This window comes from Paenibacillus cookii (assembly GCF_018333375.1).
GTDB lineage: Bacteria > Bacillota > Bacilli > Paenibacillales > Paenibacillaceae > Paenibacillus_AQ > Paenibacillus_AQ cookii.
Window position 1 is genome coordinate 53653 of record NZ_BORW01000016.1, and the last position, 25556, is coordinate 79208.

Sequence of the window (25556 nt, forward strand, 5' to 3'; positions counted from 1 at the left end):
CCGGGTGTTTACGCACGGGGGCTTTAATCGGCAGAGTTTCGGCGCTGCTCACGAGAATAGATTTTTCGGTATACGGCCGGCGTCAAGCTTTCGAACTTTTTGAACGTTTTGATAAAATAACCGGGATCCGCGAAGCCGAGTTCATCGCCGATGTGGTTCACGGATAAATCGGTCGTCTCGAGCAGCTGCTTGGCCCATTCGATTTTCAGGCGGGGGACGAACACCGAAAAGTTTTCTCCCGTTTCCCGGGTGAAGACGCGGCTGAAATAACTCGGACTGACGTGGCACAGCGCGGCCATATCCTGCAGGCGCACGTTTTCGTTTTTATGCCGGTACATGTAATCAAAAGCGGGCTGCAGCAGCGGGTTCGCCGCGCGATATGCGCGTTCCGTGCCCTGCTTGATTTTCGCTTCGATCAGCGTGCTGGACAGCTCGTGCTGCATGGCCTGGATCTGCTCGTAGGCTTGCGGCGCGGCACTGACCGGATCGGGAGCGGCCGGCTCCGCGGTCAATACCTTTTTGTACATGTCGACCGTCGCATGTTTTTGGATCGCTTCCCCGACGATGTAGTTGCACAAATGAAACAGCATGTCCGCAATGGCCGACACCTCCTCGGAGGACAACTCGGGGAGCGCGCGGTATTCGGGTTCCAGCTCCTTGAACTTCCGGTCCGTTTCAGCGTTCGGCGGACGGGTTACGATTTGTTCGAGGGGCAAGTCCGCATCGCGAAGCTTGATTTGCCCCGCCATGATGGCGCCGATATATTGGCCTTCGACGATGATGGGCACGGCGATGTCGACGATGCCGAAATGGCAGCGGTAAACGTACGGCTTATTGGTGCGTACCGCCTCGAGGCCGCCGCGGGCATCGCATTTTTGGCAGTAGGAGGACAGGTTGCCGTCCTTGCGAACTCCCTGGCAAAAGGCTTGGCAGCGGCTGTGTTTGGTGACCGGGACGCCCTTGTAATCGACGGTGATGATCGCCATTCGGGTGACGAGGGAGAGGGAATCCTGCAGCTTGTGCCATTTTTCGATATCGATGATTCGTTTCAAGTCGTAGCGCGGGTTCATGTGCATCGTCTCCAAATATTATTCATTCCCTAAGGGCAGTGCAGGGTGCGGCTGCAGCGAATCTGTATTTTGAGCGCAACGTTGCTTGTTCTATTATACTAAAAACCCGGTTTGAATGAACAAGATAGTACAATTTTACAGGCAAAAGGACAAAAAAACACCATCGGAAAGCGCTTTAAAAGGCGGTTTGAGTGCCATGATTTCCGCTGGTCCCCGCGCGTATAATGGACATGAGATTACGGCGGAGGGGAAAAGAGATCATGAGAAAAGCGTTTATCAGTCCAAGCAAATATGTCCAAGGCGAAAACGAACTGCTGAATTTGGGATATTTTATTCGAACTTACGGCGAGTCCGCGCTGCTGATTGCCCACCCGGAGGACGTCAAACGGGTGAAGGACAAGCTTGATTTTACATCAAAAAAATTCAATGTTACGCTGGTTGAAAGCGAATTCCGCGGGGAATGCTCCCGCGAAGAAGTGCAGCGCCTGCAGCATCTGGCGCGGGAAAAGCAATGTTCGTGCACGATCGGGCTCGGCGGGGGCAAAGCGATCGACACGGCCAAATGCGTCGCGGAAGGCGACGCGCTGATCATCGTGCCGACGATCGCCGCCACGGACGCGCCGACCAGCCATTCGGCGGTTATATATACCGGGGAGGGGGCATTTGAGGATTATGCTTATTTCAAGCAAAGTCCAAGCGTGGTGATGATCGATACGACCGTCATTGCCAATGCGCCGACCCGATTCCTCGTATCCGGGATGGGCGATGCCCTGTCGACGTATTTCGAAGCCCGAGCCACATCCCGCTCCTTTTCGAAAGTGAATGCGGGTTTGCCCTGCGGCGTCCATGAAGGTGCGGCGCCCGCGGCGGGAGGAACCAAGGCGGCCCTGGCGCTGGCCAAGCTGTGCTACGAAACGCTGCTGGAAGACGGAGTGCGGGCCAAAATCGCCTGCGATGCCAACCAAGTGACGCCGGCGCTGGAGAACATCATCGAGACCAACATCCTGCTGTCCGGCCTGGGCTTCGAAAGCGGCGGTTTGGCCGCCGCGCACGCGATCCACAACGGCCTGACGGTTCTGCCGGGCACTCATCATTATTTTCACGGGGAAAAAGTGGCGTTCAGCACCATCGCCCAACTCGTGCTCGAAAACGCGCCCAAGGCGGAAATCGACGAAGTGTTGGAATTTTGCTTCTCGGTCGGCCTGCCGGTATGCTTGGCGGACATCGGCGTAGATGCCGTTACAGCGGACGAGCTGCGTCTGGTGGCTGAAACGGCCTGCATTCCGGAGGAATCCATCCATGCGATGCCGTTCCCGATCACGGAGGAAGCCGTGATTTCGGCGATCGTAGTCGCGGACCGAATCGGCCGGGACTTTAAACTAAGCAAAAAGGATGCGATACGATGAAAAAAATCATGAACAAACCGGAGACGCTTGTCAGGGAAATGCTTAGCGGCCTCGTCATGGCGCATCCGGAACTCGAATTCGACAGCAAATATAAAATCGTCAAGAAAAAGGACATCAATCCGCAAAAGGTCACCCTGATCAGCGGCGGCGGCAGCGGCCACGAGCCGGCTCACGCCGGGTTTGTGGGCAAAGGGATGCTTGACGTCGCGGTCTGCGGCGACGTGTTCGCTTCGCCGTCGCAAATCCAGGTCTACCAAGCCATCCGCTCGTCGGCGAGCGAAAAAGGGACGCTGCTCATCATCAAAAACTACAGCGGCGACATCATGAACTTTAAAAACGCGGCGCATCTTGCCGGCGAAGACGGCATTCAGGTCGATTACGTCAAAGTCGACGACGACATCGCGGTGGAGGACAGCCTTTACACCGTCGGGCGCAGAGGCGTCGCAGGCACGGTGCTCGTGCATAAAATCGCAGGGGCCGCCGCCGAAGCGGGCATGTCCTTGGAAGAGGTCAAAGCTGCCGCCCAACATGCGATCGACAACGTAAAAAGCATCGGTTTTGCGCTGACGTCCTGTACCGTGCCGGCCAAAGGCACGCCCACCTTCGAAATCGGCGAAGGGGAAATGGAATACGGCGTGGGCATCCACGGCGAACCGGGCATCCGGCGCGAACCGATGATCCCGGCGGACGTCCTGGCTGCCCGGATGGTGGCGCAGCTGCTGGAAAGCCTGCAGATGAACGTGAAGGCCGCCGAAGAGGTTGCCGTATTGGTCAACGGCTTCGGGGGCACGCCGCTGCAGGAGCTTTATCTGCTGAATCATGCCGTCATGCGGGAACTGCACGCGCGCGGAATCGCCGTATACAAAGTGTTTGTCGGCAACTACATGACAAGCATCGACATGGCCGGCGCATCCGTCTCGATCATGAAGCTGGACGACCGGCTGAAGCGGCTGCTTGCCGCCGAATGCGAGACGCCGGCGCTGGCCGTGCGCGGCCCGTTCGAACCGGTGCGCTATCGCAACGGCGCCGTTGAAGAGAACGGCAATAAGCCGGCTTCCTTCGGCCTGACGACCGGCGAAGAGCATGCGGTCATTCGCGACGGGAAGCTTTCGCTTGATAACCTGATTTATGTGGTCGATAAAATGAGCGCCATCATCATCGAAAACGAAGTGCCCTTCTGCGAACTGGACTCCCATGCGGGGGACGGGGACTTCGGCATGAGCGTGGCGAAAGGATTCAAGCAGCTCAAAGCGGAATGGGACGAAGTGACCGCCCAAGCAAAAGACATCGGATCGTTCCTGGACGCGTGCTCGCTGGTGATCATGGAGCACTGCGGCGGAGCCTCCGGACCGATCTGGGGTTCGGCGTTCCGGGCGGCGGGCAAATATGCGGGCGAGCGGAAAGAGCTGTCCGTGCCGGAAATCGCCGAAATGATGGCCGCCGTGGTCAAAGGCGTTCAGGATACCGGCGAACGTTCTTTCGGCAGGGGAGCCGTCGTCGGCGACAAAACGCTGGTCGACGCGCTGGCGCCTTACGCGGATGCGTGGGCAGCGGCGGCTGAAGACGGCGCTGACCTGATTGCCGCCGGCATCCAGGCAGCGGAGGCGGCGGTCGAAGGCGCCAAAAAGACCGAAGCAATTGCCGCCCGGATGGGACGCGCGGGAACGGTCGGCGACCGGAGCATCGGGTACCCCGATGCCGGAGCGTATGCGCTGGGCGTCATTTTTACCGGAATTGCCCGGTCGCTTAGAGCGTAACGGAGGATGATTGCATAAGATGCCGGATGCCGCATGTTCAACGCGAACATGCGGCATCTTTTTTCATGGATTTTTCATGGATTCAATGAGGCAAGGGGTTTGTCTGCAAGATGCAAACATGCTAGGATAACGAATACATACGTTGCCGGGACTCCTTTTGGAAGATCAGGGAACCCGCGCCGCAGCCATAGGCAAGAAACATGCAGAGAGGTTGTCACATGCCGAATACAATTTTGATTGTGGAAGACGAACCTATTTTACGGGAAATCATGAAGGATTATCTGCTTGAGGAAGGATACGGGGTGCTCGAAGCCGCCGACGGCAAACAAGCGCTTGCGTTATTCCAGGAACATGAGGTCGATTTGATCATTTTGGACATCATGCTGCCGGAATTGGACGGCTGGTCCGTGTGCAAGAGGATCCGCAAGGCGTCAAACGTCCCGATCATCATGCTCACCGCCCGCTCGGACGAAGACGATACGCTCCTCGGATTCGAGCTCGGCGCCGACGATTACGTCACCAAGCCGTACAGCCCGCCGATCCTGCTTGCACGGGCGAAGCGGCTTTTGGACCGCCGGCAGGATCGCGAACAGGATAGCGATACGCTGACTAGCAGCGGCATTACGATTCATTTTCCGTCCCGCACCGTATCGGTCGAGGGGGAAAACTGCAGCTTAACGCATACCGAATTCGAGATTTTGGCCCATCTCATGAAAAACAAAGAAATAATCATCACCCGGGAGCAGCTGATCACGAAAATTTGGGGATATGATTTCGCAGGCGACGACCGCACGGTAAACAGCCATATCCGCAATCTGCGTTCCAAGCTGGGGGAGCATGCCAAACATATCGTCACGGTCGTACGTTCGGGATATAAATTCGAGGAGCAGCCATGAAAAGGAGCATCGTGCTTAAGCTGTTCTTATTGACCGCGGGGTTGTGCCTGTTCCTGATCGTCGTGATTTTCGCCTTGCAAACCGTGTTTTTCAAACAATTTTATGCCCATCAAAAGGTAAAGGATGTGCAGTCGGCGCTGCAAGCTTACGGACAGGACTACGTGAAACATGCCGCGAACGCGCAGCAGACGGCGAAGCTGGAGCAAGATTTTTACCAAAAGTATAATACATGGATCACGGAATTGGACTCCTTTGGAAATTTGCAACATACCGACGATTACTTAATGGAGATCAAGCTGGATCGTATGGACGACTACCCTGAGTTCTCCGGTCGCACGATCAAAGTCCCGCTCTACAGTTTTATTAACGTGGAAGATTTTTATAGCGATAACCAATTTATCATGCCTTGGATCAAGGAGGGCGAACCCATCGCCTTTGAAGGATTGATCATAAAAGAGCAGCTGGTTATCCAGCGGATGGCGAAATACCCATACAATCTGCGGGAGGAAGGCCAGTTGGAAAATCGGCAGATGGTCAACAAAGAGTACGAAGTCGTCAATCGGTACCCGAGCCCCCCGACCCAGTATCATGAAACTTATCCCAGCGTTTTGTTCACCGGGATGATTACGAAAGTCGAAATACCGGAAGGCGCAGGAGGCTCGCGCTACACGAACCACTTGTTTCTGGAGCGCATCAAAGCTTTCCAGGCCGATTTGCTTTACGGGGATTATGATCAAACGGCGGATGCGAAACCATTGCTGAATTACGAAGAAAACGGCGTGAGTTACAAAATATTCATCGATCCGCTCCAAGACGAGAAAGGGAAAACCGGATACCTGTTTGCGGTCACGTCGCTGCAGCCGGTGAACGAAGCTGCGGGGATGATCCGGCATTATTACGCCTACATTGCGGCCGGCGCGCTGCTGCTCGTGCTGCTTGCGTCGTTCTATTATTCGCGCCGGATCGCCCGGCCGCTGCTCCGCATCAACCGAACCGCGCAGCAAATGGCGGCGCTCGATTTCTCCGAAAAAATACCGGTTGCGACCAAAGACGAAATCGGCGATTTGTCGCGCAGCATCAATGAGCTTTCAGAGAAGCTGCACAGCCATATCGTCAGGCTGGAGCAGGACATCGAAAAGGAAAAGCAGCTCGAGCATACGCGGAAGGAATTTATCTCCGGGGTGTCGCATGAACTGAAGACTCCGCTAAGCGTCATCCAAAGCTGCTTGTCCGTGCTCAAGGACGGGATTGCCAGCCATAAGCGGGATCATTATTTTGCGGCGATGGAAGACGAAGTGAACCGGATGAACCTGCTGATCGGGGACATGCTGGAATTGGCCAAATACGAGTCCGGCACGTACAAAATGGAGATGGGACCGTTTGACATCGGCGCTGCCGTCGGGCGGATATGCGCCAAATTGGCGCCGGACATGGAGCGAAAAGGACTTCGCCTGCACGTGTCGCTTCAACCGGCCGAAGTCGTCGGCAATGAGCTCCGGATCGGTCAGGTCCTGGTCAATTTTTTGACGAACGCGATCCGTTATACGCCCGAGGAAGGGGCCGTTTTGGTCGCCGTCACGGAAGAAAGGGAACGGGTAAAAATAGGCATCGAAAACAAAGGCGCCCATATCCCGGAGGAGAAGCTGGGAAAAATATGGGACCGTTTCTACCGCGGGGAACCCTCCCGCCAGCGGTCGACCGGAGGTACCGGGCTCGGGCTGGCCATCTCCAAAAAAATCCTGGAAATGCACGGCGCCCCTTACGGCGTAACCAACACGGAGGACGGGGTCCTGTTCTATTTTTATTTGAATAAAAAAACGTAAGATGAAGGCGCGAACTTCGGTTCTGCGCTTTTTCATTTTTATTTGATGACGATGATGACGTCTGCATCTCTTGCTACTAAATCTTTATTGCAGATACCCATCAATATAAAAAGTTTTACGATCAACAGCAATTTGTAGACCGTAAGCTCCGCGATCAAATCGCCGAGGAAGGCATCAAAATCCGGGATTGGACGATCGATTCGAACGATTGGAAGCTGAAGGATCGCAATTTATAGCCGCAGGGCGGCGTTAAAAAGGAAGATTTGACGGAAGGAGCTATCTCTACGGGCCGATCGGTTCTTGGAGACAGCTCCTTTTTCTCGTTTCGCATCGCAGCCCTCCGGAATCTCTACATCGTTTTGATGCCATCTGCACTTGATCTTTATTTCGCGCGATTAAACTATTTTTCGGAAGGAGGAGAGAGAGAATGAGAAAATCCGTGCTGATCGTGACTTGCTTGCTGTCCGTCGCGCTGATCGTCCTGCTTTACGGCATCCGTTCGGCAGGGTTAAGCCGCGGCAGCATCGATCTAAATCATCGAATGATAAGCTTTTTGGGCCAAAACGGCGCCGCCTCCCATCCGCCGGGGACGCCTTATAAAGTCGTCATCGATCCCGGACACGGGGGCAAGGACCGCGGCGCGACCGGGGCGAGCGGAAATTTCGAGAAGGATTTTACGCTGCGGCTGGCGCTTAAAGTGGAGGAATTAGCGAAGAAGGAGACGGAAATCGAGGTTCATCTGACCCGGACGGATGACCGGTTCATATCTTCGGCGGACCGCGAAAGGCCGAAACTCGCCAACGATCTGGGGGCCGATTTGTTTATATCCATTCACGGCAATACGTACGAGGACGCAAGCGTTTCGGGGACGGAAACTTACTATTATCACGACGATTCCCTCCCTTTGGCCGAAATCATGCAAAAGCATGTCGTTCAAGGAAGCGGGTTTCGGGACCGGGGCGTCAAGAAAGAGAATTACTTCGTCGTGAAGGATACGGAGATGCCGGCCGTTTTGATTGAGACGGGGTATCTAACGAATCCGCAGGAAGAAGCGCAAATGCTGGGCGACGAGGCGCAGTACCGGATAGCCGGGTCCATCCTGGACGGTATCAAGGAATATCTGCAGCTGGATTAAACCATAGATGGAAATTCGATTCAAGGAAGGTAGATGGACATGAACAAAAAAATCGTAACGTCATTGCTCATCGGGAGCATCGCGGTAGCCCTGGCGGCATGCGGAAACGATGCGCCGGAAAAGCAGGCGCAAGAGACTGCTTCCCAAACGCAGGAACGGGGGAATGCTGCTGCATCCGCGCCGGAGGATTCGTATCAACGGACATTTGAAGATTGCGTGTTTCTGGGGGATTCCATTACGGAGGGGTTGTCCTTCCACGAGTTGCTCGACGAGAAAAACGTGCTGGCCGGCGCGGGGAAAACGGCGGAATTTTCGCTGGAGGACATCGGCGAGCTCACGAAGCGCAATCCAAAGCAGGTGTTTATTCAATTGGGTTCGGATGACATTTTGTGGCCGACGGACGACCCCATAGCTTACTCCATGAAAAACTACGCGAAGCTGATCGGCAAGATCAAAGAAAAGCTTCCGCAAACCCGGATCACGCTGTTGTCGGTGACCCCGGTAACGGAGGAGGCCGTCAAGATGGAGCCGCGCTATCAAAATATCGGCCGCTACAATCAAGCCGTCAAAGAATTGGCCGGCAAGGAAGGCGCCTCTTTTGTCGATTTGTCGCCGATCTTTTCGGGCGGCTCCGATTTTTACGATGCCGATGGGATTCATTTCAAATCTGAATATTATACGAAATTGCTGGAGCTGCTAAAGGAGCAAGCGAAATAACATGGCGGCGGTTCAGTCCCTTTTGGAGGTGACGCGGGTTGGTTTTTAGCAGTCTGATTTTTTTGTTTCTTTTTCTGCCCGTCACCCTGCTGGTTTATTATGCGTCGCCTAGGAAGCTTCGGAACGGCGTCCTCTTTGTCGCAAGCTTGATTTTTTATGCCTGGGGCGAACCCGTATACATTTTGATCATGGTGTTCTCGACGGCGTTTGATTACGTGAACGGTCTTTTGATCGAGAAGTACAGGCACCGAAAGGGGATCGCAAGGGCTGTATTCATCGGTTCGATGACGGGAAGCTTAGGCCTTCTCGGGTTCTTCAAATATGCCGGATTTCTCGCGGATAACATCAACGGGCTGTTTCATCTGCATCTGCAAACGGCCGATCTGCCGCTGCCGGTGGGCATCTCCTTTTATACGTTCCAAACGATGTCGTATGTCGTGGACGTATATCTTGGAAAAGCGCCCGCACAGAAAAACATCGTTGCTTTCGGGACGTACGTGACGATGTTCCCCCAGCTTGTCGCGGGTCCGATCGTCAAATACGGCGACATCGCCGGGCAGCTTGCTTCGCGCAGCGTCAGCTTGGCCCGCTTCGGCGAGGGGGCGGAGCTGTTCATGAAAGGCCTCGCCAAAAAAGTGCTGCTGGCCAACAACATCGGGTTGCTGTGGACAAGCGTCAAAGCGGAGCCGTTCGCCGAGCTTTCCGTCCTGTCCGCCTGGCTTGGGATCATCGCGTTTACGCTGCAGATTTATTTCGATTTCAGCGGGTATTCCGATATGGCGCGCGGCCTCGGCAAAATGTTCGGCTTCGATTTCATGGAAAACTTCCGCTATCCCTATATATCCAGAAGCGTCACGGAGTTTTGGCGCAGATGGCATATTTCGCTTGGCGCCTGGTTCCGGGAATATGTGTACATTCCGCTTGGCGGCAATCGTCAGGGCATGGCGAAGCAGCTTCGGAACGTGCTGGCCGTATGGTTTTTGACCGGTCTATGGCATGGCGCCAGCTGGAATTTTATCGTATGGGGATTGTATTTCGGTTTTTTCGTCATGATCGAAAAGCTGTTCCTGCTGCTGTGGTTAGGTCGTTGTCCCGCATGGTTCGGGCATGTCTATACGCTGCTGATCGTCATCGTCGGCTGGGTATGGTTCGAAATGGAGCATTTGGCGGAAGCCGTGCAATTCATCGGCGTGCTGTTCGGCTTCGGCGGTAATGGCTTTGTGGATCGGCAGGCACTGTACGCGCTGTCCGCGAATGCCGCGCTGTTTATCGTATTAGCCTTTTGCGCGACCCCGATTCCGGGCAAGATGCTCGCATTCGTGAAAACGAAATGGCAATGGGCCGGCGCTATCGCCGCTCCGCTCCTGTATTTCCTGTTCATGGCGTTGTCGACGGCTTACCTGGTCAACGAAACGTACAATCCGTTTTTATATTTTCGATTTTAAAGGAGGGCGGCCATGGACAAGTTCGAAAATTTCAACAAAAAAACGCCGGCGGTATTGCTGCTGCTGTTTATCGGCGTCATGCTCGCCCTGAATCTGGCCGCGCCGGACCGGACCTTTTCGGACTCGGAGAACCGCATGCTGAAGCAGCTGCCGCATTTTACGTTCGAATCGCTGCTTTCGGGCGCCTTTACTTCCGATTTCGAGGCTTACGTGTCCGATCAATTTGCCCTGCGCGACTTATGGATCGGAGCGAAAACCGACGCGGACCGCGCCATGGGAAAAAAGGAAAGCAACGGGGTTTACCTTGGAAAAGACGGTTACCTGATCCAGAAGTTCGTCCCTCCGGCGGAAGGGGATTTGGAAGCCAAAATGCAAGCCATCCATGCGTTTGACCAAGCGACGCCAGGCTTGCGCAAATATGCGATGATCGTGCCGACGGCAGCGGCCGTGCTTCAAGACAAGCTGCCGAAATACGCCGAAACCGGCGCCGAGGAGGATTATTTGGGCATGATCCGGCAGATGATGCCTCCCGGCATCCGTTTTGTCGATGTGTTCCCCGCATTATATGCTGTACGGGAGCAGCCCATTTTTTATCGAACCGACCACCACTGGACGACGAAAGGGGCTTATGCCGCCTATCTGGAGCTGTGCAAGCACATGGGGCTGAACGCGCAAAAAGAAGAGGATTTTCACATCCGGCAGGCCACCGGCACGTTTTTCGGCTCGCTGTATTCCAAAAGCGGGTACAGGCATGTGCAGCCCGACTCCATCCAGCTCTATCTGCCAAAGCATCCGGAAGCCTATACCGTCTCGTATGTCGACGAAGGGCGGACCACCGATTCGTTGTATGCGATGGACCAGCTGCGGAAGAAGGATAAATATGCGGTCTTTTTGAACGGCAACCACGCGCTGGTTCGGATCCAAACGGGTCAGAAGAACGGGAGAAAGCTGCTGGTCGTCAAGGATTCGTACGCAAACAGCTTCGTTCCGTTTTTGCTCATGCATTTCGGCGAAATTGACGTGGTGGATCTTCGTTACTACGAGGACGATCTGGCGGCTTTGGTGAAGGAACGCGGCATTCGGGAGATGCTGCTGTTATACAACGCAATCACGTTTTGCGAAGACCCATCCATCAAACACATATCGGAGTGATTTTATGAATACGCCATGGAAAGGAAAAACACGGGGCTGGCTTGCCGCCATCCTCGCAATCGCCGTCGTCATTGGCCTGTTATCCGGGTGCGCAGGGGGGAGGGGCAAAGGAACCGCCGCGACGTCCCTCGATGAAATAGGGGAAAAGATCGGACAGGCGGCAGATTTGAAAGAAATGAAAAAGGGAGACCTGAAAAAGCTGCAGAAGTTGTACAATATCGATCCGGACGCCGTCGAGGGCTTCATCCTCTATACGTCGAACTCGAACGTCAGAGCGGATGAATGGGCAGTGATCCAACTGAAGGATCCGCAGCAGGCGGAAAACGTCAAAGCCGGCATCGGGCAGCGGATTGCCGCGCAAAAAATCAAATTCAAGGATTACCGCCCCAACGAGTTTTTTCTGGTGGAAAACCATGTGCTGAAAACAAAAGGTTCGTTCGTCTTTTTTGCTGTCTCTCAGGAAGCGGAGCAAATGGAAAAAGCGTTCGACGATGCGTTTTGATGCTTTTTGACTGGATAGATGCACAGATGGATATCAAATGATCATAGTTTGCTGCCAAAGGGCCAGCGATAAATACAATTGTTTAACGAAGCCGCGAAACTGCGCGGCTTTTTTTCATGGGAGCAGAGATTCAGGAACCTGACGACAGCGATTCGGAACGTTCCCTGCCCGGTTCACAATACCTGCTTGGCAGGCTGCACGGTTTCTGACTGATTTTTTTGACATTGCAAGGAAAAGTATGGAAAATGGGAACGAATGTGTGGTAAAATCAGATCAATTTAAAAGCATTTGACGAATCATAGGATTTCATTTTGATCATATGGAGCCGAACGATGACGACACCCCTTTATTCTACTTTTCCCCATGACCTCGAAGGAATGTTGACGGACGTGAGACCGGAACTGCTTCGTTACTGCCGATCCCTGACGGGCAGGGAATGGGAGGCCGAAGATCTGGCGCAGGAGACGTTGATCCGCGTCCTGTGCCGCCATGCAAAAATGCCGGGAATCAAGGTGAACAAGCCTTACGTGTTCCGGATAGCCCGGAATCTTTGGATCGACCGCTGCCGCCTTGGCCGCCGCCAGACATCCGTATCCTTCGAAGAGCTGGATCCTTGTGCCGCACCGGCAGCCCCGGCCGAATCGGACTTCCTCATCACTCGCGAGCTTCTGGAGGAGCTGATGTACCGTCTGACGCCCAAACCTTTTGTCATCGTATTGCTGTGCGACGTGTTCGGCATGACCGCCAAAGAAGCGGGGCGCTGCATCGACGCGGCGGAAGTATCGGTGCAGGTTGCCCTTTCGAGGGCTCGAAAACGGTTGCGCCGTCTCGCGCTCCAGGAACCGGAGGGACCTCCCGACGGCGGTTTCCCGCACCGGAAAAGCCCCGAAGCGGTACATGCCAAACTGCTCTCTTCCGTGGCCGAAGCATTTCGCCGTTACGATCCCCGGCTGATCTACGAGGCCTACTTGCATCTGTTTGAACATGGCTGCCGGATCGCGGAAATCCATGCGAAAGGCTGCCGGTGCTTTTTGACGCTCCATGATCCGGACGGCAATCTGCTGATGATCAGCGAATCATTTATTTGAGAAACTTTTGCAGCCATGTATGGTTTGAGGCTTATTCATCGTTATTCATATGAAGTAAGCAGATCCGATCGAAAGGAGGAACTCCATGCCGCCCGTGCTAACGATGATGGAGTGCATCGGCAGGGGCATTCTGCCGGTTCCGGATGCCAGGCTGGCAGCGGAATGGTACGCCGGCGAATTCGAATTTCAAATCGCGCGGCGGGGCAGCAAAGAAATCGATTTAATGCTCGGCGAGGGAGAAATATCAATTACCATGATCCGCATGGAGGAAAGGATACATCGTTAAACGTTGCAAGGTCTGAGGCTACAAATTTAGGAAAGGGAGGTGGTTCTTATTGGTTAATCATGGCCATGGCGTTCAGGCTGCTGCCGGCATCCCGCTTGCGAACCGGGTAGCCAGCGTGTTCGTGCACGTGACGGATCTGCGCACGTCGGCGGAATGGTACAGCCGTTTATTGGGACTGCCGCTGATGGAGGAACGGCTGAACGGAGGACCCGTCTATTGGTTTGATTTTCAAGGCACGCATTTGATTCTCGATTCGAACCGCGTGAACCGGCAAAAACCCGATTGGGACGAAGGGATGATGCCTCGCATCATGTTCGCGGCGCAGGAGATCGACGCAGCCTTTAGGCATGTGCGGGAAAAAGGCGGCGAACCGATCGATGAGCCGGAAAGGCACGGCACGATGGCCTTCTTCAATTTCCGCGATCCGGAGGGGAACGTCCATATGGCGTGCTGTGCTGAGCACGCGGGGGAGGCGTTGCCACCCGAGCCGAGCAACGTTAGTCCGATTTTGCCGCGCGTCGGAGGCGTGTTCGTCGACGTGAAGAACATGCCGGAGGCTGCGCGCTGGTATTCCGATCTTTTGGGCGTGCCTTTTGACGGATCGGCTGCAGAGGAACGCATCTATTCCGTGCCGACGGATTCCGGCGCCGCGCTGCTGCTCGATCATAACCGTTATTTAAATCGGGAGTCGTTTACGGAAGTGTTTTATTTCGAGACGGACGATTTTGATGCGGCCTTCGCATTCGCCCGAGACCAGGGGTTTCAGATTGCGGGCGAACCCTGCCGCTTTCCGGATCTGAGCGAGTTTGCCCTCTTGGATCCCGATGGCAACCGCATCGTCGTCGCGCATATGCATATTTAATCGAAAAGGAGAAGTGAAACCGTGTCCAAGCAAATCAGCAGTTCATTAACCGTATTATCCGTATCCGATTTGGTACGCTCCAGGCAGTATTACCGGGAGGTTCTTGGTTTCGACGTGACGGACTGGTGGGCCGAACGCGACGGACTCACCGGGCTTGCGCTCAAACTTCATCAGGCTCCGGACCCGGCCGCCGTACATCCGAACCCGCCTGAACCGGGAGCGGAGCTTGGCATCGATGTTTCCGCCTATGTCGATACATGGGCCGCGCTGGACAGCCTCTACGAAGAATTCAAGTCCAAAGGCGCCATCATCGCCCAAGAACCGGTCATCTAAGCAGAAGGCGGACCCTGGAAGGAATTCGTGATCGCCGATCCGGACGGGTATCATCTGGCGTTTGGCGGGATCGACGGCAGCCGGGCCCATTGCAGCATCGATCCGCATATTCAAGCCGCATTTTTGTGGGTGCGGGACTTGAACCGCGCAGTGGAGCGGTATGCCAAGCTGATGGGGCTGGAGGTCAGGGCGGAGGACCGTTTCGATCATCTGCACGTGTTTCATCTGAATAACGGGGCGGAGCTCATTTTGGATTCCAACGGGATGGAGGACGTGCCGATTCCCGAGCGGGGGCCGGTTCTTTTTCAATTGGGCACGTACAATATCGAAAAAGCCGCAAAAGAAGCGGAGGAAATCGGCTTTGAGATCGTTTACGGCATTCAAAGGCTCCCCCGCGTGTCGTTTTTTAACATTCGGGACGAGGACGGGAATATCGTGATGGTTTGCCAGCGGCATGCGGGGGTGGCGTCGTGAACGTGGAAATCGAAGAAATCCCCGAAATGAAAGCCGCGGTTCTGCGGGTTCTTAGAGACGGAAAACGGGTCCGCAAATCTTGGGCATAAGTCACCGCATGGCTCAACGGACATCCGGCGGTGGCGGAACGGGAGCACGGAGTCTTCATTCCGGAGTGGCAGTGTGCGACGGAAGTGACCACGCGCGAAGGTTCCTTCGGGTTCGAAATGAACTGCATCCGTTGAATCCGTTTGACGTTCCGGCGGACGAAATCGACGGGATCCCGGTCATGGCGCTGCTGGGGCTATATTTGAAGACAAAATAGAAAGGACGATTTCCAAGGTCAATCGACTTGCCCGGAATATCGTCCTTTTGTTTTCCATCCAAGGTTATTTCTACTCAAAAACTTACAAAAAACATTAGTTTACTTGACATTAATCGCTAGTCAAAATATAATCACAAACATAAAGTAATTAACTTACAAAAATAACGCTATGTCCAATAGGTTATCAGGGAGGAATTCTTATCATGACAAAAAACAAGAAATCGGCGCGTTGTTGTTGAGGATTTTTTTAGGCGCTGCCTTTTTCGCCCACGGTTTGGCTAAGTTCCAAGGAGGCATCGGCAACACGGCCGCATTTTTCGAAAGCTTGGGTCTGCCGGGTTTTGCGGCTTACATCGTGGCGACGATCGAGCTCATCGGCGGAGCCGCCATGATTCTCGGGATTGGAACGCGGGTGATCGCGTGCTTGTTTGTCTTGATTATGGCCGGAGCAATCTTCAAGGTAAAACTGGCCGCAGGTTTTTTGGGGAGCAACCAATCTCCGGGATACGAAATCGACCTGGCGCTGCTGATCATTTCCGTGTACTTCATCATCGGCAACCGCTCATCGCTCGCATTGGATAATCTCATTTTTCGATCGAAACAACAATAAATCAAAACGGAGGACTCGGCGTAACATGAACTTTCATCGTAAACCGCACACCTTTATCGGCCAGGTGGACTTAAAAGTTTCCAATTTGGAGCGTTCGCTTGCCTTTTATCAATATGTGATCGGATTTCGCGTTTTGGAGCAGTCCGACGGAAAAGCGATCTTGACGGCGGACGGCAAAACCCCGCTGTTATCGATCGAACAACCCGGACAGGTTTCGCCGAAACAGCCGCGCACGACAGGCCTGTACCATTTTGCGCTCCTGCTGCCGAAGCGGTCCGATTTGGCCCGCGTGCTGCAGCATTTTATCCAGCACCAGATTCCGCTTCAAGGGGCGTCGGATCATTTGGTCAGCGAAGCCCTGTATTTGGCGGACCCGGACGGCAACGGCATCGAAATATATGCCGACCGGCCGTCATCGTCATGGGCGTGGGCCAACGGGCAGGTCGTCATGGATACCCGGGCCCTTGATATTCGCGATCTTTTGCAGGAAGGGGAGGGAGCCCAATGGGACGGCCTTCCTGCGGAGACGTTGATGGGGCACATCCATCTGCATGTCTCTTCTTTGCAGGAGGCCGAAACATTTTATGGCCATGGGCTGGGCTTCGATGTCGTCAGCCGGCTTGGCAACCAGGCGTTATTTATCTCGACGGGCCGGTATCACCATCATATCGGGTTAAATACCTGGAACGGGGTAGGCGCTCCTGCGCCCGCGGAAAACAGCGCCGGGTTGGCTTCCTTCGATATCGTATTTCCGGACGAGGAAGCGAGAAAAAGCGCCGTTCGGCGGCTGAAGGCCATGGGTGTTACCGTTCATGAAAGCCAAGCTGCCTGGATTACGGAAGATCCGTCCCATAACCGGATCCGGCTGTTGATTTAAACCGGCCAATACGGATTGATTCAAGCCCATTTGCAGGCATTAGGCCATGCGATGGGTTTTTTTCTGGTTTCTAACATTTATTAGCCAAGTGATTAAATTCAATGATTGTATTGATGAACATTGTCCATTACAATAAGACAAACCAAACTACCATACTAGTTATACTAGTGTGCCTTTGATGGAGCATGCGCCATGGGGAGGGGAAACGTTTGAGCATCACCGTACAGAATGTGATCGACAAACTGCATCGTGCATTCGGGCCATACGAAACCACGGTGGACGGCATCGTTGCGGGAAGCGGCCAAACGGCCGTCCGCGGCATCGCGGTATCGTTTGTCGCCTCTTACGAAGCGATCAAGGAAGCGGCGGCGCTTGGCGCCAATTTGCTGATTACCCACGAAGGGGCGTTTTACCGCCATCAGGAAGGCGGGAGGGGGACGGCCGATCGCAGCCGGGTTCGACTCATGAAGGAGAGTTACATTCAATCGGCAGGAATGGCGATCTATCGGTATCATGACCATCCGCACCGGACAAATCCCGATTTGATCACCCGGGGACTGCTTCGTGCATTGGAGTGGGAGCGGTACCAGCACGACTATGCCGATGCCGCGGTTGTGGTGACCCTGCCGGAAGCGCGCCGGATTCGCGAGATCGCGTCCCATGTCAAAAGCAAACTTCATCTTCCCTACCTGCGCGCGGCAGGGAGCATGGAAACCGCCTGTCAAACCATCGGCATCGCCGTAGGATACCGGGGGGGCGGCGAGGTAGCCATTCCTCTGTACGAGAGAGCGGAAGTCGATCTCCTGCTCGCCGGGGAAGGTCCCGAATGGGAAACGCCGGAATACGTCCGGGATGCGGCCGCCCAAGGCATCGGCCGTTCGTTGTTCGTATTGGGTCATGCGGCCAGCGAAGAGCCGGGCATGGAACTGCTGGCGGAACTGATCGGGGATCTGTTCCCCGGCATGCCGGTTCATTTTGTCCGGACGCCGTCGCCGCTGCTAATCATATGAATGAATACCCTACGAAGCGAATGCAGAAAGAGGTTGCCGTATGTCCATGGAACAAAAGATCAAAGGATCGACCCGGGATTACTCCTATCAATTGTTGAGGAATAAAATCATGCATCTGGAGATTGAGCCGGGAACGAAAATTTCGGAAAAAGAGATCGCCAACGAGCTGAACGTCAGCCGGACGCCCGTTCGGGAAGCCTTCATGAAACTGGCGGAGGAGGAGCTGCTCGACATCATCCCGCAGAGCGGCACCATCGTTTCCCGAATCAATCTGAGGCATGTCGAGGAAGGCCGTTTTATCCGGGAAAAAATCGAAAAAGAGATCGTGGCGCTGGCTTGCGGACAGTTCGGGGATGATTTTCGCTTTCGCATGGAAGCCAACATCGCGATGCAGGAGGTTTGCGCCTCCCAAAACAATGTTTGCAAGCTGTACGAATTGGATGAGGAATTCCATCAAATTTTGTTTGAAGCTTCGGGGAAGCAACGAACCTGGAAAATGCTGCAGCAGCTGAATATCCATTTCAACCGGCTCCGGCTGCTGCGTCTGTCGAAGGACTCCCACTGGGAGCATATCATCCAGCAGCATAAAGAAATGTACCAGCTCATCATACGGCAGGAGAAGGAGCAAGCCGTGCAAATCATGGAAAACCATTTGCGGCTTGTCGTAATCGAACAGGACATGTTGAAGGAAAAGTACCCGCACTACTTTATCTAAAGCAATGCATAGAGGAGAAACGAAAGGGGAAACGAAAATGACGCTTGATAAAAACGATAAGCTTCCTTATTCGGATGCCGATCCCTGCTGGTTGAGGTATACGAAAAATGAATCCCTTGAAGGCATCCCGCGTTTGGCCAAAATTACCGTCCATGGCTCGTCGGAACAAATCCGTTCGGCGCTGGCGGAGCTTGTTTACGGCATGACGGAGATGACCGGGTCGGTGCCGGAAACGGCGGAAGATCCGAATGGCCTTGAAGCGAACGTCGTCCGGCTCGTCCAATTCGACGAGGCTTTGCCGGAACGGTTGCGGGAACTGGCGCCATTCCACGACTTGCACGAGGAAGGTTATGTCATCCGGTCCGTCCCGGAAAACGGGGGGGAGTCGATTCTCGTAGCGGGAAAATCCGGCAAAGGCGTACTGTACGGCACATTCCATTTATTGAGGTTGATGCAAACCGGAGATTTGCGGAGCGGACTGCAAATTCTGGAAAATCCGCGGAACGGGCTCCGCATGATGAACCACTGGGACAACATGGACGGCTCGATCGAACGCGGATACGCCGGGCAATCGATCTTTTTCAAGGATAACGAGTTTGTTCGGGACCAGGCTCGGATCAGGGATTATGCGAGGCTGGTGGCTTCCGTCGGCATTAACGGCGTGGCCATTAATAACGTGAATGTTCACAAGACCGAAACGCAGCTGATCACGTCCCGGTTTTTGCCGGACGTGGCGGAGGTGGCCGGGATTTTCCGCCGGTACGGAATCGCCTTGTTCCTCAGCGTCAATTATGCGAGCCCGATCGAGCTGGGAGGACTGGATACGGCCGATCCTCTCGACTCCCGCGTGCGGGCATGGTGGAAGGAAAAGGCCGCCGAAATTTACGGGCACATCCCCGATTTCGGAGGATTTGTGGTGAAAGCGGATTCGGAGCACCGGCCCGGCCCCTTTACCTACAACCGGACGCATGCGGACGGCTCGAACATGCTTGCGGAGGCGCTCGCACCGTACGGCGGCATCGTGGTCTGGAGATGTTTCGTCTATAACTGCCTTCAGGACTGGAGAGACCGCACGACCGACCGGGCCAGAGCCGCCTATGACCACTTCAAGCCGCTGGACGGCCAGTTCAAGCAAAACGTCGTTTTGCAAATCAAAAACGGGCCGATGGATTTTCAGGTCAGGGAGCCGGTTTCCCCGCTATTCGGCGCGATGCCGGAGACCAACCAAATGGCGGAGTTTCAAATCACGCAGGAATACACGGGCCAGCAAAAACATTTATGTTATCTCGTTCCGCAGTGGAAGGAGGTGCTTGACTTCGATACTTTTGCGCGGGGCAAAGGTACCGAAGTAAAAAAGATCGTCGCCGGAGAAACGTACCCTTATGCACATTCCGGGATGGCGGCAGTCATCAACGTGGGAGACGATCCGAATTGGACCGGGCATACGCTGGCGCAGGCCAATCTTTACGGCTTCGGGCGGTTGGCGTGGAATCCGGACCTTTCGGAAGAGGCGATCACGGCGGAGTGGATCCGGCTCACTTTCGGCAAAGATGAAAAGGTTTATCAAGTCTTGCGTTCCATGCTTGCCGAATCCTGGCGGGTATACGAAAGTTATACGTCGCCGCTCGGGATCGGATGGATGGTGAATCCGGGGCATCACTACGGGCCGAACGTCGACGGTTACGAATATTCCGTGTGGGGGACGTATCATTATGCCGATTGCCGCGGCATGGGCGTGAATCGGACCGTGAAGGACGGAACGGGGTACACGGCGCAGTATTATCCCGAAAACATGGAGCGTTACGAATCGCCGGAGACTTGTCCGGACGAGCTGCTGCTTTTTTTCCATCACGTGCCGTACACCCATACGCTGCATTCAGGCAAAACGGTCATTCAACATATTTATGACAGCCACTTCGAAGGGGTGGAAGGCGTGGAGGCTTTCATCGAACGTTGGCAAGGCCTCGAAGGGCGAATCGATGCGAAACGCCATGCACAGGTGATGGAACGGCTTCGGATTCAGCTCGCGCATGCCAGGGAGTGGAGAGATGTCGTCAACACGTACTTTTTCCGGAAGTCGGGAATCGAAGACCGTCACGGCCGCCCGATCTATTAAGCTTCGGACCTCAGGCCGCAGGATTAGACCGATCTATAAAAGGTAAGGAACTTTCAAGATGCAGGATATGTTGCGTTGGGCCGCAAATCTCCTGCATTTTTCATTATTTTTTTAAGTGGAAAGTTGAACCATTTTTGCTAGTCATACGTACTAACTTATGAGATTCCCAACTCCAAGGAGGTACGAATATGAGGAAAAAGAAGTTCATCTGGCTGCTGGCCGCCGCGCTTGCGCTGATTCCGCTGGTGCCGACCGGGGCGCTTGCATCCGAAAGCAAAGCTGTCGCAGCGGTTCAAGGGCTTGAGAAATTCGCTGCCGAAAAAGCCGCGCTGCTTACCGAAAAATACGGGACGACCAGCGTCCAATATGCGCTCATCGACGGCGGCACGATATTGGCTTCGGGTCAAACGGGCCTCAACGATCCGGCAAGGAAGATTCCGCTGACCAAGGATACGATGTACGGCATCGGTTCCACCAGCAAGATGTTTACGACAGCGGCCGTTATGAAGCTGGTCGACGAGGGCAAAATCGATCTGGATACCCCGGTTGTGAAGTACATAACCGATTTTACAATGAAGGACGAACGATATAAGCAAATTACGCCGCGCATGCTGCTCAACCATTCTTCGGGCCTGCAGGGGTCCAGCCTCGGCAATGCTTTCCTGTTCAACGATCAAGACACGTACGCGCATGACACGCTGCTTAAACAGCTGGCATCGCAACGGCTCAAGGCCGATCCGGGCGCCTTTTCCGTATACTGCAACGACGGGTTCACGCTGGCCGAAATTCTCGTCGAAAGAGTCAGCGGCATGAATTTTACCGCATTCATCCATCAGCATTTTACCGGCCCGCTGTCCATGGATCATACGAAAACTTCGCAGGATCCCTTAGGGCAAGGCAAGTTTGCCGGGCTTTATTATCCGGGATTTGACGCGCAGCTTCCCAATGAAACGGTCAACGTGATCGGCACGGGCGGAATCTACTCGACGGCGGAGGATCTGGCGCGATTTTCGCAGCTGTTTACGGGACAACAACAAGGAATTTTATCGGAAAAGTCGATTCAAGCCATGCAGCAGGAGGAATACAAAAAAGGACTGTGGCCTAAAGACGCCGACAATTCCGTCGATTACGGGCTCGGCTGGGACAGTGTAAGGCTGTATCCGTTTAACGACTACGGCATCAAGGCTTTGGTCAAGGGCGGCGACACCGTTTTGTACCATGCTTCATTGGTCGTGCTTCCGGAGCAGAACATGGCCGCTGCCGTCTTGTCTTCCGGGGGGAGCAGTTCGACGAACCAGATGCTGGCCTCTGAACTGCTGCTGCAAGCGTTGAAGGAAAAGGGAGCGATCCAAGCGATCAAGCCCGAGAAGTCGTTCGGCAAGCCGGTAAAGGCCGACATGCCAAGCGAAGTGAAAAATTACGCAGGATATTACGGCGCCTTGGGCCAACAAATCCGCGTCGCCATCCATAACGGCGAGCTTACGCTGTCGATGCCAGGCGCGTTTGGGGCTCCCGAACAAAAATTCGTCTACACGGCGGACGGGACATTCGTGAACGCGGAAGGAACCGCGAAGCTTGCTTTCGTCAAGGAGAAAAACGGACGCACGTACCTGTGGGACCGGGAATACACCAGCATACCGGGTTTAGGGCAAATCGCCGTATCCCAATACCTGGCGGAAAAGCTTGAAGAGCACCCGATCTCCAAGGAAGCCGAAAAAGCGTGGTCGAAACGCGAGGGCCAAACGTACTATCCGATCAACGAGAAATTCGATTCGCTGATATACATGATGAAGCCTTCGGTCGAAATCACCCGCGCCGATGATTTGAAAGGATACTTCGGAGACAGGCAAATTACCGGCCCCGACACGGCGGCAAGCCAGCTGCAGATTCCGGCCATGAGCGGCCGCGATCAGGCGGAATTCCATTTTTATAAGGAGAACGGCACGGAGTACCTGGAGGCAGCCGGGGGACTTTACGTCAGCGGTGAAAAGATAAAAGCGCTCTATAAAGGGAAACAGTCCACGGTGACGATCCAGCCTGACGGCTACGCCAAGTGGTTCACCATTCCGGAAGGGGCGGCCGGAAAACAAATGACGGTCAACATGCCGGCACGGGGTTCGTATGCTGTCTATGACGAAAAGGGAACCTGCATGAACTTCACCGTCGCCACGGGGAAAAACGAAGTCGTTCTGCCGAAGAACGGAACCGTCGTTTTTGCCGGGGAAGCGGGTTCGACCTTCGTCATTACGTTAAAAAAGTAGTCCATCTTTAACTGCGCAAAAAGGTGGGGCACCGGAATACATACCGGGATGTCCGCCTTTTTTTGGCTTCAAACGTCATTGCTTTAATGTTTGCTTTTTATGGGATAAAACGGGGGAAACGGCGCTAAACGCCCCGCTGCCGGAAAACAGCCCGAGCGAAAGACAGAAACAGACGGCGGCTAACAGGCTGACCGACATAAATGCTCCTGAGCAGGAATATAAAAATCCGGCTGTCAATGAGCCCAATGTCGTACCGAAATACATAGACGAATTGGCAAGGGACGATATTGTGCCGCGCGCGGTCGGAGACAATCTTTGCAGCGCGTTCATCATGAGGGGAAACAACATGCCCAGGGCAAGGAAAATGAGAAAATATGCTGCTTCGACAAGGGCGAGTTTAGGCATGAAGGGCAGCAGCAAATACAGAAGGGAGATAAAAATAACGCCGTATGCGAATGCATGCCTTTGACCGAATCTGGCCGTAAAACCGCTGCCCCAAAAGCTGCCGATCATATTTCCCAAACCAAGAAACAGCATGACGGTTCCGACGCCCGCAACGCTCAGATGGAAACGGTCGGAAAGCCAGGTTCCCATGAAAGAGAAGGCCCCGAAGTTTCCGAATTGAAACAGGAAGTAGGCGATGAACGAGAGTTTCGGAGCGGATCCGGACATCAGGGAACGGTATCTGCCCCAAATTGAAGCGTTCTTCGAGCCCGAAGCGGGCATTGCAGGCAACAGGATCGCGGCGAGAATCGCGAGTACGAAGGCGGCAGCGCCGATGGCAAAAAACGGGGTATGCCAGCCGGATGCGGCGAGGTAACTTCCGAGAGGAACGCCCAGCATTTGGGAAGCGGCCAGCCCTGCGGTTGCGATGCCCATCGCTTTTAATACGTTTTGCGGCTTTACCAGCTGCGAAATGGCGGCCCAAATTTGCGGCGAGGCAAAGGCGGCGCTGACGCCGGCCAAAAAACGAAAAGCGACCATTTGCCAAAAGCCCGCGGCAAAACCGCAAAGCAGCGTGAACAAGCCAAAAGCGAACAAGCCGTACACAAGCACCCTTTTCCGGTTCCATCCATCCGATAACGGTCCTGCAATCAAGGCAAAAGCGGCATATCCCAAGGCGTAGGCAGACACGAACCAGCCCGATTGCGCCACGGTGATCCCAAAGGACTCGCGAAGCGTCGGCATCAGCGGCGAGACGATAAACGAGTCGGTTCCGATCGCGAACATAATCAAGAAAAACAAAGCCATATTGCGGTTCATCATGTTATTCCTCCGTTTTAATTCGTATGTACGAATATATTCGAACAATGGAAATATAGCATGGATTATGGTACAATGCAAGCAACAAGATATGTCCGAGAAAGGTGCATGATCCATCATGAGAACTTTGTATCATCCGCGCACGGATGAATTGAACCTGACCACGGTTTTATATGCTTTAAGCGATCCGATCCGTTTGAACATCATCAAAATTTTGGATGCAAAAGGCGAGCAGTCCTGCAGCTCGCTGGAGATCGATGCGCCCAAGTCCACTTTGTCCCACCATTTTAAGGTGCTTCGCGAATCCGGAATCGTTCATACGAGAATCGAAGGTACCCAACGGTTTATTTCGATTCGTTACGAGGATTTGAATGCCCGCTTTCCCGGCTTGCTGCCGGCCGTACTGCTCAATTTCCGGCAGGAGGAATAAGAGGGGACGCCAAAATCGGCGGGAACACCTTGCGGAAACCGGGCTTGGCCGCTCTTGGCCGCAGTAAAACCTATCTATGTCCGCGTACGAAACCGGCTGTCTGCAAAAAACGTATAAGATAACGATAAAAGTTTGCGGGCAGCAAATAGGGGAAGGAGCGGCATTATTGGCACCAAAACATGTATACCAGTACAGCCATGCGCGCAAAAAGAAAGCATCCAAAAACAAAAACAAGCGCAAAACCCCCAAGGAAAGCTGGGGCTCCAGGTTCTGGTTCGGATTTTTAAAAGCGCTTGGATTCGTGGTTTTGTTGGGCATGATTCTGCTTTATGGGGATTCGGCCCGGCTGACGTCGATCATATTAAACGCGACGCCGGTCGATCAACTGACCGACGAGACGACAGGCATGGTCAAACTCGAAGGCCAGGCCGAGGGCACGGCCGCCTTCACGGACGAAGGCAAGCTCAGGGCTCACTTCGCGCTGATCCAAAAGGAAACGTTCTATTGGCAGTGCAGCAAAAGCGGTTGTTCCTATAAGCGAAATGAAGACCGGAAGCCCGAGGTTTCGGGTTTGATGGGCGTAAACGGGGCCATCGTGGAATCGGATTGGTTCCGGTTTTACTCGGACTGGCTGCCCTTGAATGCTTCTACGGTTGATGCGGATGAAGTACCGAATATTTATGAAGGCGATTCTTCCCGTCCGCTTTTGGTCGAAAGCCCGAAAGAAAAGGCTTACGGCTATTATGCCGTTTCGCCGGGCGATCACGTGGCGGTCATCGGTTTGGCGCGCGATGGACGGCTGGAGCCGTTTGCGTTGCCGGGGGAGGATGAGAAGCGCGTCATTTTGATCGGAACAAGCGTGGAACGCATGGTATCGGAGGAAAGGAAAAGCCAAATCGTGTATTTGATCATCGGGGCCGTCGTCGCTCTGATGCTGCTGCCAACGGTCATTCGATGGATTCGGGGTTTGTACCGGAAGATCCATGGCGTTGTCCATCGTTAATGCAGACGGTCCGGATGGAGC

The 25556-nt window shown here is 54.2% G+C and carries 25 protein-coding genes; 22 read left to right on the forward strand and 3 right to left on the reverse strand.

Going from position 1 to position 25556, the window contains the following annotated elements; all coding sequences use genetic code 11:
* Positions 1–23 precede the first annotated feature (23 nt).
* The gene (locus KI367_RS15445; protein WP_212950721.1) at positions 24–1070 is read right to left on the reverse strand and encodes a PocR ligand-binding domain-containing protein; all 1047 of its coding nucleotides are present in this window, start codon (positions 1068–1070) and stop codon (positions 24–26) included.
* A 260-nt stretch (positions 1071–1330) separates the two neighbouring features.
* On the opposite strand from KI367_RS15445, the gene KI367_RS15450 reads away from it, so the two are divergent.
* From KI367_RS15450 to KI367_RS15465, 4 genes are all read left to right on the forward strand, one after another.
* Positions 1331–2476, forward strand: coding sequence for a glycerol dehydrogenase (locus KI367_RS15450; protein ID WP_212950723.1), 1146 nt, complete (start codon positions 1331–1333; stop codon positions 2474–2476).
* Positions 2473–4233, forward strand: a complete 1761-nt coding sequence (gene dhaK, locus KI367_RS15455) for a dihydroxyacetone kinase subunit DhaK (protein ID WP_212950725.1) — start codon at positions 2473–2475, stop codon at positions 4231–4233. The genes KI367_RS15450 and dhaK overlap by 4 nt, the downstream gene beginning before the upstream one ends.
* 218 nt (positions 4234–4451) lie before the next feature.
* The gene (locus tag KI367_RS15460) at positions 4452–5129 is read left to right on the forward strand and encodes a response regulator transcription factor (RefSeq protein WP_212950726.1); all 678 of its coding nucleotides are present in this window, start codon (positions 4452–4454) and stop codon (positions 5127–5129) included.
* Positions 5126–6952: a HAMP domain-containing sensor histidine kinase gene (locus KI367_RS15465; protein ID WP_212950728.1), complete on the forward strand. Its 1827-nt coding sequence runs from the start codon at positions 5126–5128 to the stop codon at positions 6950–6952. Before KI367_RS15460 ends, KI367_RS15465 begins: the two co-directional genes overlap by 4 nt.
* A 154-nt stretch (positions 6953–7106) precedes the next feature.
* Here the strand turns inward: KI367_RS15465 and KI367_RS15470 are convergent, their stop codons facing one another.
* Positions 7107–7283 carry a hypothetical protein gene (locus KI367_RS15470; protein ID WP_156124688.1) on the reverse strand — a complete coding sequence of 59 codons (177 nt, stop codon included), beginning with the start codon at positions 7281–7283 and terminating at the stop codon, positions 7107–7109.
* Between the two features lie 96 nt (positions 7284–7379).
* Between KI367_RS15470 and KI367_RS15475 the strand changes: the two genes are divergently transcribed.
* The 16 genes from KI367_RS15475 (at position 7380) to KI367_RS15545 (ending at position 22839) form a co-directional block, all read left to right on the forward strand.
* Entirely contained in the window at positions 7380–8087 is a 708-nt protein-coding gene (locus KI367_RS15475; RefSeq protein WP_212950730.1) for an N-acetylmuramoyl-L-alanine amidase family protein, read from the forward strand.
* 39 nt (positions 8088–8126) lie between these two features.
* The gene (locus KI367_RS15480) at positions 8127–8804 is read left to right on the forward strand and encodes an SGNH/GDSL hydrolase family protein (RefSeq protein ID WP_306433241.1); all 678 of its coding nucleotides are present in this window, start codon (positions 8127–8129) and stop codon (positions 8802–8804) included.
* 38 nt (positions 8805–8842) lie between these two features.
* Positions 8843–10249: an MBOAT family O-acyltransferase gene (locus tag KI367_RS15485; RefSeq protein ID WP_212950732.1), complete on the forward strand. Its 1407-nt coding sequence runs from the start codon at positions 8843–8845 to the stop codon at positions 10247–10249.
* A 12-nt stretch (positions 10250–10261) separates the two neighbouring features.
* Positions 10262–11401, forward strand: a complete 1140-nt coding sequence (locus KI367_RS15490; RefSeq protein ID WP_212950734.1) for a DHHW family protein — start codon at positions 10262–10264, stop codon at positions 11399–11401.
* Positions 11402–11405: 4 nt separating this feature from the next.
* Positions 11406–11903, forward strand: coding sequence for a DUF4358 domain-containing protein (locus tag KI367_RS15495; RefSeq protein WP_212950736.1), 498 nt, complete (start codon positions 11406–11408; stop codon positions 11901–11903).
* A gap of 332 nt (positions 11904–12235) precedes the next feature.
* Positions 12236–12991 carry an RNA polymerase sigma factor gene (locus KI367_RS15500; protein WP_212950738.1) on the forward strand — a complete coding sequence of 252 codons (756 nt, stop codon included), beginning with the start codon at positions 12236–12238 and terminating at the stop codon, positions 12989–12991.
* Between the two features lie 85 nt (positions 12992–13076).
* Positions 13077–13277, forward strand: a complete 201-nt coding sequence (locus KI367_RS15505; RefSeq protein ID WP_212950740.1) for a hypothetical protein — start codon at positions 13077–13079, stop codon at positions 13275–13277.
* A 49-nt stretch (positions 13278–13326) separates the two neighbouring features.
* Positions 13327–14139 carry a VOC family protein gene (locus tag KI367_RS15510; RefSeq protein WP_212950742.1) on the forward strand — a complete coding sequence of 271 codons (813 nt, stop codon included), beginning with the start codon at positions 13327–13329 and terminating at the stop codon, positions 14137–14139.
* Between the two features lie 21 nt (positions 14140–14160).
* Positions 14161–14472 (forward strand): VOC family protein, encoded by a 312-nt coding sequence (locus KI367_RS27195; RefSeq protein WP_246536974.1) that lies wholly within the window; start codon positions 14161–14163, stop codon positions 14470–14472.
* 27 nt (positions 14473–14499) lie between these two features.
* Positions 14500–14946, forward strand: coding sequence for a VOC family protein (locus KI367_RS27200; RefSeq protein ID WP_246536976.1), 447 nt, complete (start codon positions 14500–14502; stop codon positions 14944–14946).
* A gap of 473 nt (positions 14947–15419) precedes the next feature.
* The gene (locus tag KI367_RS15520; protein WP_212950744.1) at positions 15420–15860 is read left to right on the forward strand and encodes a DoxX family protein; all 441 of its coding nucleotides are present in this window, start codon (positions 15420–15422) and stop codon (positions 15858–15860) included.
* A gap of 25 nt (positions 15861–15885) precedes the next feature.
* A complete protein-coding gene (locus KI367_RS15525) occupies positions 15886–16737 on the forward strand; it encodes a VOC family protein (RefSeq protein ID WP_212950746.1) in 852 nt (283 codons plus the stop codon).
* A 209-nt stretch (positions 16738–16946) separates the two neighbouring features.
* Positions 16947–17747, forward strand: a complete 801-nt coding sequence (locus KI367_RS15530) for a Nif3-like dinuclear metal center hexameric protein (RefSeq protein ID WP_212950748.1) — start codon at positions 16947–16949, stop codon at positions 17745–17747.
* A gap of 40 nt (positions 17748–17787) precedes the next feature.
* Positions 17788–18462 (forward strand): GntR family transcriptional regulator, encoded by a 675-nt coding sequence (locus KI367_RS15535; protein ID WP_212950750.1) that lies wholly within the window; start codon positions 17788–17790, stop codon positions 18460–18462.
* A 37-nt stretch (positions 18463–18499) separates the two neighbouring features.
* Complete coding sequence (locus KI367_RS15540; protein WP_212950752.1) at positions 18500–20578, forward strand: alpha-glucuronidase family glycosyl hydrolase; 2079 nt, start codon at positions 18500–18502, stop codon at positions 20576–20578.
* A 188-nt stretch (positions 20579–20766) separates the two neighbouring features.
* Positions 20767–22839, forward strand: coding sequence for a serine hydrolase domain-containing protein (locus tag KI367_RS15545; protein ID WP_212950754.1), 2073 nt, complete (start codon positions 20767–20769; stop codon positions 22837–22839).
* A 75-nt stretch (positions 22840–22914) separates the two neighbouring features.
* Here the strand turns inward: KI367_RS15545 and KI367_RS15550 are convergent, their stop codons facing one another.
* Positions 22915–24102, reverse strand: a complete 1188-nt coding sequence (locus tag KI367_RS15550; RefSeq protein ID WP_212950792.1) for an MFS transporter — start codon at positions 24100–24102, stop codon at positions 22915–22917.
* A 118-nt stretch (positions 24103–24220) separates the two neighbouring features.
* Between KI367_RS15550 and KI367_RS15555 the strand changes: the two genes are divergently transcribed.
* Complete coding sequence (locus tag KI367_RS15555) at positions 24221–24532, forward strand: ArsR/SmtB family transcription factor (protein WP_212950755.1); 312 nt, start codon at positions 24221–24223, stop codon at positions 24530–24532.
* Between the two features lie 166 nt (positions 24533–24698).
* Positions 24699–25535 carry a hypothetical protein gene (locus KI367_RS15560; protein ID WP_212950757.1) on the forward strand — a complete coding sequence of 279 codons (837 nt, stop codon included), beginning with the start codon at positions 24699–24701 and terminating at the stop codon, positions 25533–25535.
* Positions 25536–25556: the final 21 nt, after the last annotated feature.